Source organism: Deltaproteobacteria bacterium, assembly GCA_016874735.1.
GTDB lineage: Bacteria > Bdellovibrionota_B > Oligoflexia > Oligoflexales > CAIYRB01 > CAIYRB01.
This window is the reverse complement of the sequence record VGTI01000018.1, coordinates 21926-45317: the sequence shown is the minus strand read 5'-3', so window position 1 is coordinate 45317 and position 23392 is coordinate 21926. Positions and strand designations below refer to the sequence as shown.

Genomic DNA, 23392 nt, shown 5'->3' with positions numbered 1-23392 from the left:
AGAACCAACCACCGGCCTAAATAAGTCCAAATTTTTGGGACATTTATAGGAAAAATTTGCCTACCCAAGTATTCGCTTAAGGTTAGCCCCCGAAATGCCGAAGCCCCTGATACCACAGGTGCGAGTTCGCTCTACCAGTGCGGCCAACGAGGGCGACGGCAGATGATGCGAGAATTGAACAAAGCGACCAAGTCAGTGCGCGCAGCAGCGCACCGGTATCGCTTTGCGCAAATTTTGCGTGCACTTATTCTGTCGTCGCCTCAATTGAGTAAAAATAGTTTATCTGCGATGGTGGCACTTGCTGCGTCGTTTCACGTGAGTATCGCGTCCGCCGATACGAGTTACGATTTCGTCGTCAGTGGTCGGTTAACTGATCCGAGTGGACGTCCTGTCGAAGGACCAGTTGCACTTGATATCTCGTTCTTCCATGATGGCGACGCGAGTGCACCAATTATTACGGTGCGCGATGGCTTTGAAAAAATCGTCCTACAAGACGGCATCTTTCAAGTACGCGTGACGCTCAGCCCAGAAGATTATCATCGCGTGTTTCCAGATGTCGGGCAGCGCGTGTGGTTCCAAGTGACAGATCTCACGCACGGTGGGTCACCGTATCCACTGCAACAAGTTGTCACTGTTCCTTACGCTGCACGCGTCCCCGTTGATGATAAAACAATTAAGTTTAGCTCTGACGGGGAACTAACGGTGGGTCCCGATGCTGCGCCAGGACCGAACCAGTTTATGACGAAGGACAGCTCGGGAAAAATTGTTTGGAAAACACCTTCAGCAAGCGCGGGAGCCCTCCAGGGAACCAACGTTAGTGCCACCGCTCCTGAAGTGGGACAAGTACTCAGCTACGACGGTAGCCAGTGGATACCAGCGAGCACCACCGTGACAGCGCAAGCACCGTTGGCAGTGACGATGGCGGGAACGACGCCAGTGCTCAGCATGACGCAGGCGAGCAGTGTCAGTAACGGTTACCTGACGACCTCAGATTGGCTCAAATTTAACGCGAAACAAGATGCCATCACGGCAGACTCAGTCATTACTCCCGGCAGTCTGGAAACATCGAAACAGGCTGGTGTGTTCTTGAAACCGTATGACACCGGTGCTGGTGCCACTGGTGAACTCAGATTCGGTAACTTGACGGGCAGTAACTACGTTGGCTTCAAAGCCCCAGATGAAATCGCGGCGAATAAAATTTGGACGCTGCCATCTGGTGATGGACTTACCGGTCAAGTGCTGCAGACCGACGGTTCGGGCAAGCTTGGTTGGGTCAACTTCCCGACGGTGCCAGTGTCGTCTGTTGCTGGTAAGACTGGCGACGTCGCCTTGACGACGGCAGATGTCACTGAGACTACCAACCTCTACTTCACCGAAGCCCGCGCGCAGCAAGCAGCGCGCAAAATGATCTCCGCGACAGCTCCAGTGACCTACAACAACACGACCGGCAACATTTCGATGGGCCAGGCATCGTCCGTCTCGTCTGGTTATCTGTCGGTGCTCGACTGGATCACGTTCAACAACAAGATCTCTAGCGTCACCGCCGGCAACGGCGTCGTCGTGAGCACCATCGGTGGTAACGCGATGGTGAGTCTCCCCAATCTCGGTATGCCTGGTGAATACACGAAAATGACGACAGATCAGCAAGGGCGCGTGATCTACGGTACGACATTGGTACCTGCGGATATCCCCGAGCTCTCAGCTAGCAAGATTACCAGTGGCGTATTGCCAACGAGTGTCGGTGGTACGGGTGTCAACTCGACAGCGGTGTTCCCTGCTGCAGGTGTGGTGGTAACGCGTGATGCTGTCGAGACACTGGCTAACAAAAATCTTACCGCTACGACTATGACATCAGGCACAGTCACAGGCGCTTCCCTGATCACTGGCAGCTCGGTGATTGATATCACGGGAACGATTCGTAGCGGTGCGACCACGGTCGCTGGCGGCATCACAGTGCAGGGAGATGGCACTAGCGCTAATCGCATCTTCCTCAATGACAAAGGCACATCGAACTACGTATCGCTCAAAGCACCAAATAATTTGGCGTCGCCTGTCAACCTGACGCTGCCCAATAGCGTGGGCACAAGCGGGCAGCTTCTCTTTACCGATGGAGCTGGAAATTTGAGCTGGCGCTCTGGTGCATCGCCGACGGGACCAGCGTCGGGTGATTTGACGGCTATGTACCCGAACCCCGAATTGACCATGACCGGCGTCACACCTGGCACTTATCAGAAAATGACTGTCGATGCCAAAGGGCGCGTCAGCTACGGTACGACTCTGAGCGTATCGGATATCCCCAGCCTACCGACGTCGATTTTAGGCCAGGGGACGCTTGGCGTCGAACGCGGTGGTACCGGCGTTGCAAGTTTGACGGCCGGCGGCGTCCTGATCGGTAATGGCACGAGTGGTATCAATGCGACAGCCCCTGGCACTGCTTACCAAACCTTGCGCATTCCAGCAGCTGGGGGATCGCCAGAATTTGGAGCTTTAGACCTGTCCCAGTCTGACGCGGTCACAGGACTGCTGCCAACTAGACTTGGTGGTACGGGTGTAGTTTCTACAGCAACATTCCCTACTGATGGTGTGGTCGTCACACGCGCGGCATCGGAAACGTTGACCAACAAAACCATCATCAATCCGACGATCAGCACCATCACCAACGTGGGCACTTTGGCCCTGCCAACGACGACCGACACGCTGGTTGGTCTAAAGACCGTCGACACATTAACGAATAAGACGCTCGCGCAGCCAATGATTCAAGGCGGCACGATGACCGGCTCTGGTTTGATCACTGGGTCCACCGTGATTGATACGACGGGTCGCATCACTGTAGCGAACGAATTGACGGTGAAAGGTGATACCCATACGGCGAGCCGCCTGACCTTTACCGACAAGGTTGGGACTAACGCCGTCTCGCTGAAAGCTCCCGACACACTTGCTGGTTCCGTGACCTTCACACTCCCTGCAAGTGACGGGACTGATGGACAACTGCTGACTACCGATGGCGCTGGAGCGTGGCGCTGGGTCAGCGGTGCATCACCTACAGGCACCGCAGGTGGCGATCTCGTCGGCAACTATCCTAGTCCGCAGCTGACTAACACGGGCGTCGCGCCCGGTGTGTACCAAAAAGTAACCGTTGATGCCAAAGGGCGTGTCGCGAACGGATCGACTTTGGTGGTTGGTGATATTCCGCCACTTCCAGCCTCCGTCATATCAAGTGGTGTGCTCGGTGTGGTCAACGGTGGTACCGGTGCCTCGAGCTTCAACGACAACGGTGTCGTTTTGGGGCGTGTCGCGGGTGGCTTGGTGTCAACGAACGCTGGAGCGCCTTACCAAACATTGAGCGTTCCCGCTGGTGGTGGTGCGCCGACGTTTGGTGCCATTGATTTAAGCCAAGGTGCTGCAGTGACGGGCGTGCTCTCAACGAGTCGCGGTGGTATCGGCGTCAGTTCTACAGCTCAGTTCCCAACTAGTGGCGTGGTCGTCACCGAGGCTGCCACGGCTGTACTGAGCAATAAGACCCTAGTCGAGCCAACGATTAGCACGATCGCCAACACCGGCACCTTAACGCTGCCGACCACGACAGATACCTTGGTTGGTCGCGATACCGTGGACACTCTGACCAACAAAACTCTGATGAAACCGGTCATCAGCACGATCAACAACACGGGAACGTTGACGTTACCGACCACAACGGACACCTTGGTCGGCCGTAGCACCACAGATACGCTCACAAACAAAACCCTGATAAATCCGATTATCAACGGTGCCATCGTCAGTGGCGGCTCCATCATTAATGGCACCACAACGATCAATACGGCTGGCAACGTTAACGCAGGTGCGACCACAGTCACTGGTAACGTCACGATCCGTGGTAACGGTACATCGGCCAATTCTTTGGTCATGAACGATCGCGGCACCGAGAATGCTGTCGTGCTTAAAGCTCCTGACAACCTCAGTGGAACGACTGTGTTGACATTGCCGGGTGGTGCGGGGACTGCGGGTCAACTGCTGCGCACCGATGGGGCAGGGAACTTATCCTGGATATCTGGCGCTGCACCCACGGGTGACGCAGGTGGCGACTTGGCTGGTGTGTATCCAAATCCATCTTTAGCAGCAACCGGGGTCGATCCTGGCACTTACTTCAAAGTTGCAGTCGACGCCAAAGGGCGGGTTTTAAGCGGTGGCACTATAGGGCTCGGTGACTTACCTCCCATTCCAGCGTCGGCTATCACAAGCGGTGTTATCGGTGTCGGACGCGGTGGTACGGGGACCACATCTTTCGCCAACAACGGTGTCGTGCTCGGTAACGACACGGGTAACTTGTTCTCAACGGGAGCAGGTGCCGCTAATCAAATTTTGCGAATTCCTGCCGACGGGGGTGTGCCCTCGTTCGGCGCGATTGATCTCGGTGAAACGGCAGCAGTTACTGGCATCTTGCCGCGTGCCCTCGGTGGTACAGGCATCAACACAACCGCCATATTCCCGACCGACGGTGTGATCGTTACCGAGGCTGCAAATCAGACGCTCACCAATAAGACGCTGCAAGAGCCTGTGATCAGTACAATCTCTAATAACGGTACGATCGTCCTACCTCAGGGTAACGATCAGTTAGTGGGACGCGCCACGGCTGATACGTTGACAAACAAAACACTGATCGAGCCGGTGGTTAGCACGCTCGTCAACGGTGGCACACTAACGCTCCCCACCACCTCTGACACCCTAGTTGGTCGCGAAACTGTTGAGACTCTCAGCAATAAAACTCTGAGTGCACCGATTATGATTAATGGCACCATTACTGGGTCCAGCGTGATCGTCGGAGCCTCGAGTATCAACACTGTCGGTACGATCACGGCGGGCCCGACCTTCATTAACGGAAACATTGCGGTTCAAGGTAACAATACGACTGCCAATAAGTTGATGTTGAACGATCGCGGTCAAACCTACTCGGTGTCAATCAAAGCACCCGATGCCATGTTTGAATCGATCACCTACACCATGCCTGGGACACTTGGCACCGATGGTCAGCTGCTGCAGACTGATGCCAGCGGCAACCTGAGTTGGGTGAGCGGCGCCATCCCACGTGGCAATGTTGGTGGCGATCTAACGGGCGTTTTCCCAAATCCCGTTCTGAAATCTACGGGTGTTAGCGCTGGTAGTTACGCCAAAGTCACCGTGGACACTAAGGGGCGTGTGACTGCAGGGACCACGTTAACAGTTGCTGACATTCCTAAGCTACCGGCCTCCCAAATCGGTAGCGGGACATTACCGGTGTTCAACGGCGGTACGGGAGCGTCGAGCTTTGCGACTAACGGCGTCATGCTTGGCAACGGCGGCGGTAATTTATTCTCAACTGCTGCGGGAACTTCTAATCAAATTCTGCGCGTGCCGAGTGGTGGTGGAGCGCCATCGTTCGGGGCTTTGGACCTCGCCAGCGACGGTGCACTCACAGGCCAACTCCCCACAGCTCTCGGTGGTACCGGCGTCAATTCGACGGCCATATTCCCAACCAGCGGCACGGTCGTGACGCGGACCGCCGCAGAAACACTGACTAATAAAACGCTGTCCATGCCGACGATTAGTGCCATCAATAACGGTGGTTTGGTGATTTTACCGACCACAAACGACACGCTCGTCGGTCGTGAGACTGTTGATACGTTACTAAACAAAACGCTTTCTAGTCCGGTGATTACCACTGGTACGATCACGGGGAGTTCAGTGATTGCCGGTAGTACCTCCATCGATACGACTGGTACCCTCAGAACTGGTGCGGCTACAGTGTCTGGCGATGTGAAAATTCTCGGTAATAACAACTTGGCCAGTAAACTGGTTTTGACTGATAAAGGCACGAGTAACTACATCGCCCTCAAAGCCCCCGATACCCTGTCGGGAACTTATGTGTGGACGCTGCCAGCACAGGACGGCAGCCCAGGCGAACTACTGCAGACCGACGGCTTAGGTAACTTGAGCTGGGTATCCGGCCAGAACATGTACGGTGCGGCCGGTGGCGACTTGACGGGTGCTTATCCTAACGCTCAGCTGGCACCTACCGGAGTGGCCGCGGGCACTTATGCCAAAGTCATAGTCGACACTAAGGGTCGTGTCGTCGGTAAATCACAGCTGGTGGCTAGCGACATACCAAGCCTACCCGCATCGGCCATAGGCTCCGGTGTGATAGACGTCACCCGCGGTGGTACCGGTACCACCGGGTTCGCCGCCCGTGGACTTGTGGTTGGTACGACCGGTGGTGGTTTGGCGACGGTGGCACCTGGTTCCTCCTACCAGACCTTAGTGATGCCAAGTGACGGAAGCGCACCTCGCTTTGGTGCCGTCGATCTCAGTCAAGGAGCAGCTACGACGGGGATATTACCGACGACGGCGGGCGGTACTGGTGTCAATTCGGTGGCAACATTCCCAACCTCGGGCGTGGTGGTCACTGAGGACGGAGTTACGACTCTCAGCAACAAAACCTTAATTGCCCCGTCGATTAGCAGTATTGCCAACGGTGGTGGGCTGCTGTTCCTTCCCACTGCGACCGACACGCTGGTCGGCCGTGGCACGAGCGATACATTAACCAACAAAACGCTTAGTAACGCAGTGATCGCCGGCGGTTCGATCATTGGATCAGCGGTCATCGGCGGCAGCACTGTGATCGACACTCTAGGCACGATCACAGCCGGGGCCACCACCATTGACGGGAACATCACGATCCGCGGCAATACGACTTCTGCCAACAAATTGGTTTTAAATGACAAAGGCTCGATCAATGCCATTGCACTGAAAGCTCCCGATAGCCTCAGCGGATCTTTCGTTCTGACCTTGCCTGCCAGTGCCGGTGGCGCCGGACAGATGCTGACTGCGGATGGCAACGGTGCTCTGAACTGGACGAGTGGCGCCGAAGTTCTAGGTGCAGCAGGCGGAGATCTCGTCGGTTCCTACCCTAGCCCAACACTTTCCGCGACAGGTGTAACACCCGGTGTTTACACCAAGGTAACCGTTGACGCTAAAGGTCGGGTGTTTACTGGTGGGCAGCTTGCTGCCGGCGACATTCCACTCCTGCCAGCGAGTGCCATTGGTTCTGGACGTCTCCCTGTGAGTTTCGGTGGTACGGGTGCCTCGAGCTTCAGCAGTAACGGCGTCATCGTAGGTAACCAGGATGGTAACCTCTTCTCGACTGCCGCAGGAGGTGCGTACCAAAGCCTTACCGTGCCAGCGGGCGGTGGAGCACCGGTGTTTGGCGCCGTGAACTTAGCGCAGCCTGCCGCAACCACGGGGATTTTACCGACCACCTCCGGTGGTACGGGCGTAAGCTCGACGGCAACGTTCCCCCAAAGTGGCGTTGTCGTGACCGAGGCAGGCCTCGCAAATCTAAGCAACAAAACTCTGTCGGCACCACTGATTAACACCGCAACGATCGCTGGTGCGTCACTGATCACCGGCGCGACCGAGATTGATACGGCGGGTCGGATCAAGGCTCAGTCAGCCACCTTAAGTGGTAACGTCACGGTGCAGGGTGACGGGACCTATGCGAATCGTTTAGTCCTTAATGACCGCGGTACGTCTTATGCCGTCTCCATCAAAGCTCCGGACGACCTCACGCGGTCGACCACCTTCACCCTGCCGCGCACCGATGGAGCTATTGGTCAGCTGCTCACAACAGACGGTGCCGGAAATTTAACTTGGGTTTCTGGCTCAGCTCCAGCAGGTGCAGCAACTGGCGATTTGCAAGGCTCTTATCCACGTCCTGAGCTAACGTTTACTGGTGTTGCTGCGGGCACCTATCAAAAAGTTGCCGTCGATGCTAAAGGCCGCGTGTTGGCGGGCAGCACTCTCGTGGTCAGCGACATACCGCAACTGCCTGCATCACAAATCAGTAGCGGCGTCCTCGGCGTAGGCGTCGGTGGTACGGGTGCCACAAGCTTTGCCAACAATGGTGTCGTCCTCGGTAACGATGGCGGCAACCTGTTCTCGACGGCACCGGGAGTCGCGTTCCAGAGTTTAGTAGTGCCAAGCACCGGTGGCGCTCCGACTTTTGGTGCAATTAACCTTAGCCAAACGGCTGCCACGACGGGAGTCTTGCCGACCAGTCGTGGTGGTATCGGGATCAGTTCGGTAGCGACCTTCCCTAGTGCTGGTGTCGTCGTCACGCAAGACGCATCGGAAACATTGACCAATAAAACGCTGGCAAGCCCGCTGATTACGACTGGTACCTTGGCCGGTAATTCGGTGATCACGGGAGCTACCGTCATCAGCACTACTGGCAGCGTCTCGGCAACTACGATCAACGCCAATGGCAACATCACGGTTAAAGGTAACGCCGCAACATCAAATAAAATGGTGTTTACAGACAGAGACTCGGTCAATGCGGTCTCGCTCAAAGCACCAGACGTCCTTGCAGGTTCGACGACCTTCACCTTACCTGCCGGTGATGGGTCGCTCGGTCAATTCCTGGGTACCAACGGCAGCGGCCAGCTAACCTGGATGTCGTCAGCACCGCCGTCGGGCACGGCCGGTGGTGATCTCGTCGGCAATTACCCGAACCCAACGCTTGCATCGACGGGAGTCACTGCTGGTCAATATAGCAAGGTGACCGTTGATGCCAAAGGTCGGGTGGTCAGCGGCACGTCCTTAGTCGTTGCCGATATCCCGAGCTTGCCGGCGTCGATTATCAGCGACGGCACGTTGAGTGTGACCAATGGTGGTACTGGAGCTTCTACATTTACTAGCAACGGTGTCATGCTCGGTAATGCTAACGGTGCGCTGCAAGTGACCGCTGCAGGCTCGCGCTACCAGAGCCTCACGGTCCCAGCAGACGGCAGCGCACCAGTCTTCAGTGCAGTCGATCTGGCGCAACCCGAGGCTGTCACCGGGATCTTACCTAAACGTCTCGGTGGTACGGGTATCGAGTCGACGGCAGTGTTCCCAGGATCTGGCGTGATCGTCACGGCAGATGGCACGGAGACTCTTCGCAATAAGACACTGGAAAGTCCCGCAATCAACGACGCGACGATCGCCGGTAGTACGACCATCTCGGGCAACACGGTCATTGACACCGCGCAATCTATTGCTGGAAGTCGCATCACGTCACGCGGCAACATCGTGATCGAAGGTGCCGGCGCAACTGCTAATCGTTTAGTCCTCAACGATCGTGGGACGACTTTTGGCTACGAGATCAAAGCGCCCGACGAAATGACGAGCACGTTGACTTTGACCTTACCAAATGCCGCCGGCACGACCGGTCAACTACTTAGCACGAGCGGAAACGGCGCGCTAACTTGGGTAAGTGGTGCTGCGCCTATTGGCAGTGCCGGTGGAGATTTGACGGGGAATTATCCGAACCCGACCCTGATAGCGACCGGTGTCACTCCGGGCACTTACTTTAAAGTGGGTGTCGATGCCAAAGGCCGCGTCACCTCTGGTGACACGATCGCGGTGAACGACATCCCGAACCTATCCATGTCCAAGATCACCTCGGGCATACTCGATGTAGGTAAGGGCGGTACGGGAGCTACAAGTTTCGCACCTGGTGGTGTGATGATCGGCAACGGTGACGGCAATCTCCTATCGACCGCTGCAGGTAGACCGTACCAAAGTCTCATCGTCCCACACGATGGCACGACGCCTACATTTGGGGCCATCAATCTGGCGCAGCCAGCTGCCGTGACGGGTCTCTTGCCAACTAGCCTCGGTGGTACCGGTATCACTTCGACGGCAACTTATCCGCAGTCCGGTCTGGTGATTACGGATAGCAACGTCGCTACCCTAAGTAACAAGAATTTGACGAGTCCAGTGATTAGTGCCGGCACGCTGACAGGCGCTGGCCTTATTGGTGGTGCCACCGTTATCGACACAACCGGTACGATTAAATCCGCAGCGGCAACGATTGACGGTGATGTCACGATCCGTGGTGATTTGACCAATGCTAAGCGTCTGGTGTTGACCGATAAAGGTACGGAAAACTATGTCGCCTTCAAAGCACCCGACACCTTAAGTGGGAGTGTCACCTGGACGCTGCCTGCAACGGACGGTGATAACGGTCAGCTGCTGACGACGAATGGTCAGGGCCAGCTCAACTGGGTGAGCGGTGCGACTCCCAAGGGAACGGCAGGCGGTGATCTCGGCGGGCAGTATCCCAACCCAGTGCTGACCGCCACTGGTGTAAGTGCTGGTAGCTACACGAAGATGTATGTCGACACCAAGGGGCGCGTCCTTGCAGGCGGCAGTCTCGAGGTTGCCGATATTCCGGAGCTCCCTGCATCGGTGATTACATCGGGTGTGATCGGTGTGGGCCGCGGTGGTACCGGTGCTACGAGCTTTACCAACAACGGGGTAATTCTTGGCAACAACAGTGGCAATCTCCTGTCAACCGGAGCGGGCAGTCCGTTCCAAAGTTTAGTGGTGCCGAGTGGTGGCGGGGCACCTACTTTTGGCGCCATCAACCTAGCGCAAATGGCCGCAGTGACGGGCATATTGCCGCGTGGACTTGGCGGTACGGGTATCGAGTCGACGGCGGTATTCCCGTCATCAGGTGTGGTTGTCACTGAGGCCGGACGTGCCACTCTGACCGATAAGACGCTTATTGGTCCCATGGTTAGCGCCGGTACGATCAGTGGCGCATCGCTCGTGACCGGTGCCACCGTCATCGACACAAGTGGTCCTATCAGTGGCGGTGCGATCAGAGCTGCAGGCAACGTAACGATTGTTGGTAATGGCGCTGATGCGAATAAACTTGTTTTGCAAGACAAAGACAGCATCAATGCCGTAGAACTCAAAGCCCCCGATACCTTAAGCGGCACCGTGACGTTCACGCTACCGGCGACGGTCGGCGGCTCGGATCAGCTCCTGAAGAGCGATGGTCAAGGGCGCCTTGGTTGGGTATCGGGTGCGACACCGACCGGTGGTGCGAGTGGCGACTTAACGGGTAATTATCCTGCGCCCCAACTCACAACCACTGGTGTAGCACCAGGCAATTATCAGACTGTAACCGTTGACGCTAAAGGTCGTGTCACTGCCGGTGCAGCCCTCACTGTAGCCGACATCCCGAGTCTGCCGGCATCCATCATCGGTAGCGGCACGCTCGATGTATCTCAAGGCGGTACCGGCGCCACAAGGTTTACGAGCAACGGTATCATTCTTGGTAACGAAAGTGGCAATTTGTTCTCGACTGCCCCTGGTAGTGATTATCAAACTGTCGTGGTTCCAGCTGGTGGTGGCGCACCAACTTTTGGTGCACTCAATTTGAGTCAGCCTGCGGCCGTCACTGGCATTCTCCCTACCACTCTTGGTGGTACGGGCACAGCATCGCAAGCCGTATTCCCAACCACCGGCACGATTGTAACGCGTGATGCCCGCGAAACCTTGTCCAATAAAACGCTGGCTGGAGCTTTGGTCAGCACCAGCACCATCGCCGGCAACTCCGTCATTGGCGGTGCGACGGTTATCAACACGACGGGGACGCTTGCGTCGGGAAGTGCGACGATTGACGGTAACGTGACCGTTAAAGGTAACGCCGTAACATCGAACAGCGTGGTATTTAACAACCGCCTCAACACCAACGCCGTCTCTATCAAAGCACCCGACGACCTTGCTACTTCGTTGACTTTGACGCTGCCAAATTCATCCGGCACGCCGGGCCAAATTCTCACCAGCGACGGGACGGGCATCCTTCAGTGGGTGAGTGGCGTCACGCCGACTGGTGTAGCCAGTGGTGACTTGTCTGGTCAGTATCCAAGTCCTGTTCTGGTCAACACCGGCGTGACCGCGGGTGAATATACAAAAGTCACCGTCGATGCCAAAGGTCGAGTGACGACGGCGACTAGCTTGGTGCCCGCTGATATTCCGCGTCTACCAAGTTCGATTATCGCAAGCGGCGTCTTTGACGTGAGCAATGGTGGTACCGGGGCAAGCAGCTTTACCAACAACGGTGTCATCATTGGTAACGGCGGTGCTAACCTCTTGTCGACTGGTGCGGGATCGGCGTATCAGGTTTTGACGGTGCCCAGCGACGGCGGCACGCCTCGCTTTGGTCCGCTTAACCTCGCTCAGTCTGGCGCCGTCAGTGGACTTCTCCCGACATCTGCCGGCGGTACTGGCGTCGCATCAACGGCTGTGTTCCCGCAGTTGGGAACAGTGGCAACTCTCGAGGGTTTTGAAACCTTCACGAATAAAACGCTCACTGCGCCGACCATTGCCGGCGGCACGATCACCGGTGGCTCGCTGATTACCGGTGCAACCAACATTGATACGACCGGTCGGGTCAGGGCATCGGCTATAGACATCGCGGGAGATATCAGTGTCGAGGGTAACGGGACCTTGTCCAACCGTTTAGTCCTAAACGACAAGGGCACTAGCAAAGGTATCGGCCTTAAGGCGCCTGATAGCCTCGCAAATTCCTACGATCTCACATTGCCAGCGGCGCGCGGCGGTGCTGGTCAGTTGCTGACAACCGACGCCGCAGGTGTGCTTAGCTGGGTATCGGGTGCGGCTCCAACCGGTGCCGCTGGTGGTGACCTTGTAGGAGAGTATCCAAACCCAGTGCTCGCACCTACGGGTGTAGCTGCGGGTAGCTACTTCCGCGTTACCGTCGATGCCAAAGGCCGCGTCACAAGTGGTGGCAGTATCAGCGTTGCGGATTTACCGAGTCTGCCGGCCTCCATCATTGGCTCCGGTGTGTTGCCAGTAGGTCGCGGCGGTACTGGAGCTACGACCTTCACCGGTAAAGGCGTCGTCATCGGCAACGATGCTGGCGGCTTACAGTCGACCGGTGTGGGCGCACCCTTCCAGACCCTGATTGTGCCTAGTGACGGTAGTGCGCCGACCTTTGGGCCACTCAATCTCGGGCAGGCGGCTGCGGTTACAGGCGTACTCCCCACTGCGGCTGGTGGTACCGGTGTGGCTTCGACAGCGCAGTTCCCGAGCTCTGGCGTGATCGTCACTGAGGCCGGAACACAGACACTGACCAGCAAAACGCTTGATAATCCTACGATCCTCATGGGCACGCTGGACGGCGCCATGATCACTGGCTCGACCTATATCGACATCAGCGGTACCGCCTCGATGGCGACAACGACGGTCGCAGGCAACGTCATAATCCGCGGCAACAACACCACCGCCAATAAACTCGTACTCAACGACAAAGGTGCAGCGAAGTCTGTCTCGCTGAAGGCACCTGATGTTCTTGCAAACAATGTTGTGTTTACACTTCCGGGCGCTGACGGTGTCGGTGGTCAGCTACTGCAAACAAATGGCACTGGAACCCTGAGCTGGGTGTCGGGGGCTGTGCCTAAAGGACCAGCAGGTGGTGACCTCGTCGGTGAATTCCCGAACCCTGTCCTCACCACCACGGGCGTCACTGCTGGTACCTATCAGAAACTTGCAGTTGATGACAAAGGCCGCGTCTACTACGGCACCACATTAGCCGTGGCTGACATCCCAAGCTTGCCGACCAGCATTCTCAACGCGGGCCAACTCGGAGTCGAGCGAGGCGGTACCGGTGCTGGAAGCTTCACCACTAACGGCGTTATTTTAGGTAACGCCACGGGTAACTTGCTGTCGACCGGGGCAGGAACGGCCTATCAAAGCCTGATTGTACCTGCGGGCGGCGGTGCTCCTGGGTTCGCGGCTGTCGACTTGAGCCAAAGTGCAGCGGTAACAGGCATCTTGCCGCGTGCAAGTGGTGGTACGGGTATTAGTTCTGCGGCGACCTTCCCGACAAGCGGCGTGATTGTGACGCGCACGGCGGTCGAAACGCTTACCGGTAAGACTCTGAGTGCGCCAGTGATTACCTCAGGCACACTGAGCGGTTCCACGCTCATCACTGGGGCAGCGCAAATCAACACAACTGCGAACATCGCGGCGGCTTCTGCAACACTTGCCGGCAACGTCACCATCCAGGGCAACACCGCAACGGCTAATCGGCTGATTCTTAACGATAGGGGAACAGTAAACTCGATATCGTTTAAATCGCCGGACCTATTGGCGTCATCCACAACCTTCACGCTGCCCAGTGGCGACGGTACACCAGGCCAAGTGCTGCAGACTAACGGTGGTTCCATACTGAGTTGGGTAAGCGGCGTGCGCCCACTAGGTAATGCGGGTGGTGATCTTGCCGGCACCTATCCAAACCCCACTCTCACCCTTACTGGTGTCGCAGCCGGTAGTTATGCAAAAGTACGCGTCGATACTAAGGGACGTGTGATTGCAGGTACCACGCTGCTACCGAGTGATATGCCGCCACTGGCCACGACGATGATCAAATCAGGTATCCTCGGTGTGACTAATGGTGGTACCGGTGCAGCCAACTTCGCCGCGAACGGAGTCATCCTAGGTAACAATGACGGCAATCTCCTATCCACAGCTGCGGGCACTGCCTACCAGACTCTGGTCGTGCCAAGCAACGGTGGTTCACCTTATTTTGGTGCTCTCAACCTCGGCCGATCTTCCGCTGTCACCGGAATCCTACCGACCAGTCGCGGTGGTATTGGCGTGACATCGACGGCGACGTTTCCCGCGTCAGGCGTGGTCGTCACGGAAGATGCGGAACAGACCCTCAGTAGTAAAACGCTGGCCGCATCGACTATCTCTGCGTCTACTATTACCGACGCATCCCTGATTGGCGGAGACACGGTGATTGCCACTACGGGGTCGGTAACTGCTGGCGCAGGATCGTTCAACGGTGATCTTTCTGTCGTCGGAGACGGTACCAATTCTAAACGATTAGTGCTTTACGATGCTGGCTCTATCAATGCCTTGGCGCTGAAAGCTCCCGACACTTTGACTGGCTCGGTCACTTGGACCCTGCCAGGCAACGACGGATCGACTGGCCAGGTATTGCAGACCAACGGCTTCGGTGCACTGAGCTGGGTTACCGGCGTCAGGCCTAGTGGAGCAGCGAGTGGTGACCTGACGGGATTCTATCCAGCCCCAACTCTCAGTGCAACCGGCGTGGTGCCAGGATCTTACGCTAAAGTTGTGGTCGATGCTAAAGGCCGGATCACAACTGGCGCCTCTCTGGTTGCAGGCGATATCCCGAGTATCTCGGCCACTAAAATCACCAGCGGTGTGCTACCTGTCGGTGTCGGTGGTACCGGAGCCACCAGCTTTACCACTAACGGCGTCGTCGTTGGTAATGTGTCTGGTAACTTGGGCACGACTGCTGCAGGTCTTGAATATCAAAGCCTGACAGTGCCCACTGGCGGTGGTACGCCAGTATTTGGCGCCATCAATCTCAGCCAAAACAATGCTGTCACCGGTGTGCTACCAACCTCGCGTGGTGGTACCGGACGCGACTCGACAGCAGTGTTCCCGGCGAGTGGCACAGTGGTCACGGCCGAGGGTGCCGCAACATTAGCTAATAAAACTATCACGAGCCCTGTAGTCACCGGTGGCACGATCACCAATGCCGTGATCACGGGCGGTAGTCCCATCAACATCACCGGTTCGATCAGCGGTGGTGCCACCACCGTCAGTGGCGACTTAACCGTTCGCGGTAACGGTGCCACCGGCAATAATCTAACGTTGACTGATCGTGATTCGACTAAAGGTCTTTCGTTTAGAGCGCCAGACACACTAGCTAATTCCTACTCTTATGTGCTCCCTGGTACCGACGGTAGTAACGGTCAAGTGCTTGCCACTAACGGCACCGGGATCTTGTCGTGGGTGTCGAGTGCGCGGCCTTCTGGACTCGCCGGTGGTGATTTAGCTGGTAGCTATCCCAATCCCATACTCTCTCTGACGGGCGTAACGGCTGGCACCTACGGCAAGCTGGCGGTCGATGACCGCGGTCGTGTCTACGCAGGTATGAGCCTCACTGCTAGCGATATTCCGACACTACCAGCCTCGGTCATTGGTAACGGAACACTACCGGTAACGGTAGGTGGTACTGGTGCTACCAGCTTTACTAACAATGGTGTCATTATCGGTAATAGTGGCGGCAATTTACTGTCGACGGCGGCTGGTGGCGATTACCAAGTGCTGACGGTGCCGAGTGGTGGTGGCGCGCCACGTTTTGGTGCTCTCAATCTCTCGCAGTCGTCGGCTGTTACAGGTGTCCTCGGGACAGGTGTCGGTGGTACCGGTGTGGTCTCAACGGCACAGTTCCCGACGAGTGGCGTCGTCGTGACTGAAGACGGTGTCGCTACGCTGACGCGTAAAACGCTGAGTGCATCGGTCGTGACTGCAAGTACCATCACGGGCGCATCGCGAATCACGGATGCAACCGTCATTGATACGACTGGTAGTGTGTCTGCCGGTGCCGGTACCTTTGCCGGTCCGCTGACCGTTCGCGGTGATGGCGTTGCGGCCAACCAGTTGGTCTTCAACGATAGCGGGTCGAGTAAATACATCGCCTTTAAAGCACCGAACGCCATAGGTACGTCGGTGACATTTACGCTACCGAACGGTGACGGTGCGTCGGGTGCTGTGCTCAGCACGAGCGGTGCTGGTATACTGAGTTGGGTGAATGGCGTGACACCCGTCGGTGCGGCAACGGGAGACTTGAGTGGCAACTATCCAGCTCCGACTCTCACGGAGACCGGTATTACCGCTGGTACTTATGCGCGAGTCGCCATTGATGCCAAAGGCCGCGCCTATGCTGGGATGTCGCTAAGCGCTGCGGACATCCCGTCGCTTCCAGGCAGTGCGATCGGCAGCGGGACCGTAGCAGTGAGCGTCGGTGGTACCGGTGCAACCAGCTTTGCTGCTAAAGGCGTCATCTTAGGCAACGACGGTGGTGCTCTTTACTCGACGGCTGCCGGCGGCGCCTACCAAACACTGGTAGTGCCAGGTAACGGTGCGGCGCCTCAGTTTGGCGCACTAGATCTGTCGCAGTCGGCTGCTGTGACTGGCGTCTTACCAACTGGACGCGGTGGTACCGGGGTTGACTCGACCGCAACGTTCCCGACCAGCGGTGTGGTGATTACGGACGTTGGTGTGCAGAGCATGAGTGCCAAAACTATTGCGGGCTCAGTCTTCACAGGTGGCACAGTCACAGGGGCATCGCTCATCGGTGGCGCGACGGTGATCGACATTGACGGCACGATCTCTGGCGGCGCGACCACCGTGCGCGGCGATCTCACGATTCAAGGCGATGATACCAATGCAAACAAAGTTGTGTTTAAAGACAAAAGCAACGGTGGGTGGTTAGCTATCAAAGCACCGGACACTATGAACGCCACAGGAACGCTCACACTGCCAAGCACGGCTGGTGCCGCTGGCCAAGTGTTGAGTAACTCAGGTGGCGGCGTCCTTGACTGGGTATCGTCCGTAGCCCCAAGCGGTCCTGCCACCGGCGATCTCAGTGGCAACTATCCAAACCCATCCCTAGCCACGACGGGTGTCGCGGCCGGTACTTACGCTAAACTAGCTGTGGACGCTAAGGGTCGCGCTTACCTGGGAACCACCCTCACGATGAGTGACATCCCGCCACTCCCAGCGACAGCGATCGCCAGCGGTACGATTCCTGTAACGGTCGGTGGTACGGGTGCTGCGAGCTTTACGACCAACGGTGTTATCCTCGGTAACAACACCGGAAGTTTAGTTGCAACAGGTGCAGGTAGCGCCAATCAAGTGCTGACTGTGCCCAGCGTCGGTGGCGCACCGACCTTTGGTCCCCTGAATCTCTCGGCTGGTGCGGCGGTGACCGGAGTGCTACCGACGACAGTCGGTGGTACTGGCGTGAATTCCACGGCAACATTCCCTGCAACCGGTGTGGTCGTGACGGAAGCTGGTGCGGGTACTCTCTCCAATAAGACGCTATCAGCTCCGGTAATCAATTCCGGCACCATCGCTGCGAACTCCGTGATAAGTGGCGCCACCGTGATTGACACCACGGGTACCATAAGCGGCGGCCCAACCACGATATCGGGTGATCTCACCGTACGTGGCGGTGTGACTGCCGCGAATAAACTCGTCCTTAACGATCGCGGTTCCAGTAACTACGTAGCGATTAAAGCGCCGGATGATGTCACTGGCACTGTGACCCTAACCTTGCCAGGCACAGTGGGTGGCGCGGGACAAGTACTCAGCAACACAGGTGGCGGCGTCCTGAGTTGGGTGTCGGGTGTGGCGCCTATCGGAGAAGCCAGTGGCGACCTCACCGGTTCCTATCCAAATCCGGTACTGACGACCACTGGTGTGGGTGCCGGTGTTTACACTAAAGTGACCGTCGATACCAAAGGGCGTGTAACGGCAGCAACGTCCCTTGCTTCGTCTGATATCCCCAACATCTCAGCCAACATCATCAACGGCGGCGTACTTGGCGTGGGCTACGGCGGTACGGGGTCGACGAGCTTTGCCAATAATGGTGTCATCATAGGTAACGCTGGTGGCAACCTCCTCTCGACGGCTGCGGGATCGGAATATCAGACCTTGGTGGTTCCAGCCGGCGGCGGTACGCCGACTTTTGGTGCGATCAACCTTTCGCAAGGCGCAGCAGTGACCGGCGTCTTGCCCGTCGGTCTTGGTGGCACTGGCGTTGCTTCGTCAGCGGTTTATCCTGCCACTGGTACAGTGGCTACTCGTGAAGCTACGGAAACCCTTGCCAATAAAACGCTGACTGGCTCCACGCTGACGACGGGACTGATCAACGGAAGCTCGACGATTGGCGGTGCAACTGTCATCGACACAACGGGCACGATCAATGCCGGTGCCACGGCCATCAGCGGTGATGTCACCATTCGTGGCAATAGTAGCGTGGCCCGTAGTTTAGTCCTGAACGACAGTGGCAACGCCAATAGTGTTGCCATCAAAGCACCAAACACCCTGAGTGGATCGCTGACCTTGACGCTGCCAGGAAGCACCGGCGGTAGCGGTCAGCTTCTCGCAACGACCGGCGGCGGCAATCTGGTTTGGGTCTCCGGTGCAGAGCCAACTGGTGCCGCCGGCGGTGATTTGACGGGATCCTATCCACAACCAGAACTGACAGCTACCGGTGTAGCGGCCGGTACCTACGCTAAAGTAGGTGTCGATCTCAAAGGCCGTATCACAGTGGGTACCACGCTGCTCGTTGCCGACATTCCCGTGTTACCAGGATCCAAAATTGGTAGCGGTACCGTCGGCGTCGGTGTCGGTGGTACCGGGGCGACGGCGTTCACGGCACGTGGTGTGATCTTGGGCAACAATGCGGATAGCCTTTACGCCACTGCGGCCGGCACGGCGTACCAAACACTGGTGGTGCCGTCCGATGGTGGCTCGCCGACATTTGGAGCACTAAACCTCGGTGAGACCGCTGCTGTGACCGGCATCTTGCCTACAAGTCGCGGTGGTATCGGCATCTCGTCGGTCGCTACGTTCCCAAGTAGCGGTGTGGTGATCACCGACGTCGGCACGCAAACGCTCAGCAATAAGACGCTCCAAGGACCTGCCATCACCTCCGGCACGATGAGTGGCAACTCACTCATCGCTGGCGCGACGACGATCAACACGACCGGCAACATGACCGCCGGCGCGGCAACGCTCGCCGGCGATGTTACTATCGTCGGCACAGGATCAGCGGCGCGCCGTTTAGTACTGACAGACGGTGGATCTGCCAACTACGTCGCCATTAAGGCTCCTGATTCCGTCGCATCACCGGTAACCATCACAATGCCAGGTGTCGCGGGTAGTTCCGGTCAGCTCCTGTCAACGACGGGCTCGGGAGTTCTCACCTGGGTCAGCGGAGCAGCGCCAACGGGCACTGCTAGCGGCGATTTGACTGGCACGTATCCAAACCCAACACTGACGACTACGGGTGTTGCCGCTGGTACGTATCAAAAAGTTATGGTCGATACCAAGGGCCGCGTCACAGATGGGACCACTTTGGTGGCGGCTGATATTCCTAATCTAACAGCGAGCAAAATCACTTCGGGTGTCTTCGGCGTGCCATTCGGCGGTACGGGCCAATCAACCTTTACAACCAACGGCGTCATCTTGGGTAACGCAGCAAGTGGTCTTCAGGCTACCTCCCCTGGCCAAGCTTACCAAACTCTGGTCGTGCCGAGTAACGGCGGGGCACCGGCCTTTGGCGCTGTCGACCTGGCGCAAGATGCTGCCGTCACGAATATTCTGCCGAAAACCAAAGGTGGTACCGGTATTACCAGCACGGCGATCTTCCCGAGTGACGGTGTCATCGTCACCAGAGCGGCTGTCGAAACTCTGACGGGTAAGACGTTAACTAGCCCTGTCATCAGCGCCGCCACGATTGATGGCGCATCGCTGATCGTGGGATCCACAGTGATCAATACAACGGGCACGATCAGTTCAGGCGCCACTACCGTAGCGGGTACGATTACAGTCCAAGGGACGGGAAGTGCAGGAAACAAAATCATATTGAACGACAAGGGCACGACTAACTACGTGTCGTTGCGGGCGCCTAATACGGTTGTTGGTGCGGTAGATTTAGTACTACCGACGACCGATGGCAACGCCGGCGAGCTACTGAGCACCGACGGCAGCGGCGTCCTATCATGGGTGGCTGGTGCCTCGCCAACCGGAGCTGCTGGTGGCGATCTTGATGGTCTCTATCCTAATCCAAGTCTACGCGTCACCGGTGTCGCTGCCGGAACCTATCAAAAAGTGACAGTCGATACTAAAGGCCGCGTCCTAAACGGTGGCACTTTAGTGGCCAGTGATATCCCGCCACTCAGCACCGCTGCGATCACGACGGGCGTGTTCGGCGTACCGTTTGGTGGTACCGGTGCTAGCAGCTTTACATCGAACGGTGTCATCATCGGCAATGCCACTGGTAATCTCTACTCGACCGGAGCTGGTAGCGCTTATCAGTCGCTCGTCGTGCCGAGCAACGGTGGTACACCAGGATTTGGTGCGATAGATCTCTCGCAAGCTGCTGCCGTCACGAACCTCCTGCCTAAATCTAACGGTGGTACCGGTATCGTCTCCGTGGCAACCTTCCCTGCCAGCGGTGTGATCGTAACGGAAGCTGCTTCAGAGACGCTGACCAACAAAACCATCAGCGGTGGCGTGGTGACCGCAAGCACGATTACCGGCTCTTCAGTGATCGAAGGCGGTACATCAATTAATACGACAGGGACGATACAAGCAGGTGCGACGCGCGTCGTTGGTAACCTCACCGTCCAAGGCGACGGCACTTACGCTAATCAACTCGTGCTCAATGATAAGGGCAGCGTAAACTATGTGGGCGTCAAAGCTCCCGATACGGTTGCGACATCTTACACGTTCACGCTACCGACCGGTCCAGGCACGAGTGGCCAACTACTGAGTGCCGCTGGATCAGGAGCTTTGACCTGGGTTACTGGTGCGAGTCCAGTCGGTGCAGCCAGTGGTGACCTCACCGGTAATTATCCAAACCCGACGCTGACGACGACTGGGGTCGTTGCTGGCACCTATACGAAAATCCGCGTTGATAACAAGGGCCGCGCTTTCTTTGGTACCACTCTGGTACCAGGTGATATCCCGACACTGCCTGCGTCGATCATCGGATCGGGTGTCTTCGGCATCACAAATGGTGGTACCGGCGCTACCAACTTTACTAGTAACGGTGTCATCCTCGGTAACGGGGCGGGCAATTTACTTTCGACTGCAGCCGGTGCGCCTTACCAAAGCTTGGTAGTCGGTAGCGGCGGTGGCCTGCCCTCGTTTGGTGCGGTTAACTTATCGCAGGCCGCAGCAGTGACGGGACTCTTGCCTCGCTCGCTCGGCGGTACGGGCACGCCATCGGCGGCGATCTTCCCGACTTCGGGTGTGATCACGACGGATGTCGGTCCGCAAACTTTAACCAACAAAACGCTGACGGCGCCGATCATCACGAGCGGCACGATTGAGGGCACGTCGGTCATCGGTGGATCGACCGTCATCAGTACACAAGGCACGGCATCGATGGCAACGACAACTGTCAATGGTGATTTGACAGTCGTCGGTAACACGAGCACGGCAAATCGCCTGGTTCTTAACGATAAGGGCTCGACCTACGCCGTGACGCTCAAGGCGCCAAATACGCTAACCGGGTCGGTGAATTTGACCTTGCCTAATTCCTCTGGCACCGCTGGTCAGCTCCTGACGACCACTGGCGCGGGCGTGCTTAGTTGGGTGACAGGTGCTGCACCTATCGGCGCTGCTGGCGGCGACTTAACAGGCAATTATCCAAGCCCAACCCTCACCACGACCGGAATCGCTCTCGGCACTTACGTCAAAGTGAGCGTCGATACCAAAGGTCGCGTCACTGGTGCCATGTCACTCGCTGTCGCCGACATTCCGGAGTTATCAACTGCGATCCTTACTTCAGGCACCCTGAGCGTCAGTCGCGGTGGTACTGGCACCGATACGTTTACGGTAAACGGCGTTGTGATTGGTAACGGTAGCAGCGGGCTGGCAACCACAGCAGTTGGTACCTCGTATCAGAGCTTGGTCGTTCCGGCCGGTGGTGGTCAGCCAGGCTTTGGTGCGATCGATCTATCGCAAGCGGCCGCAATCACCAACATCCTACCAAAAACTGCCGGTGGTACGGGTATAAGCTCGACGGCGCAGTTCCCAAGCTCTGGCGTCATCGTCACCGAGGCGGGTGTCGCGACGTTGACGGGGAAAACACTGACGACGCCCGCCATCAACGGCGGTACGTTGAATGGCGTTGAGATTGTCGGTGCGTCCAACATCAGAACCGGCGGCGCGATCACTGCCGCTGCCGCCACGGTGCAAGGCACGGTCACTGTCCAAGGCAATGGTACCGTGCCGAGTCGCCTCGTCCTGAACGATCGGGGTAGTTTAAATTCTGTTGCTCTTACCGCTCCGAGTGACGTCACGGGTCAAGTGCTCTTTACGCTTCCGGGTTCAGCCGGAACCAGCGGGCAACTGCTCACTACTGACGGTAACGGAGTTTTGAGCTGGGTCACTGGTGGCGGTGCAACCGGTCCTGCTAGTGGCGATCTGGCAGGCACGTTCCCGAGCCCGACTCTGACCACCACGGGCGTCGCCGTTGGCACGTACGCTAAAGTGATGGTCGATGTCAAAGGCCGCGTTTACGGTGCGACGACACTTGTGCCAACCGACGTCCCGTATCTCGATGCAGCGAAAATCAACACGGGATCGTTCCCCGTCACGCGCGGCGGTACGGGAGTTACTAGCTTTACGGCTAACGGTGTCGTCGTTGGTAACGGCGCGGGCAGCCTGATGACCACGGCTGCCGGTGCTCCCTACCAAAGCCTTATCGCGCCAAGTGACGGCACGGCACCTAGATTCGGTGCGATCGACCTCGCTCAAGCCAATGCTGTGACGAATATCTTGCCTAAAGCTAAAGGCGGTACCGGTATCGATTCGACAGCTACGTTCCCAACGTCTGGCGTGGTCGTCGTGCGTGACGCGAGCGAGACCTTGACCAACAAAACCTTAACGACGCCAACCATCAACGGTGGCACGCTCAGTGATGTGCGTATCGACGGTAACG

1 protein-coding gene (only partly in view) is annotated in these 23392 nt (G+C 57.3%); it reads left to right on the top strand.

The genetic code is table 11. The features are described 5' to 3' along the window. Positions 1 to 162: 162 nt before the first annotated feature. Positions 163 to 23392: part of a hypothetical protein coding region (locus FJ146_09640; protein MBM4252221.1), annotated on the top strand (this coding region is incomplete at its 3' end). 21925 nt of the annotated region lie beyond the right edge of the window; the window shows 23230 of its 45155 annotated nt.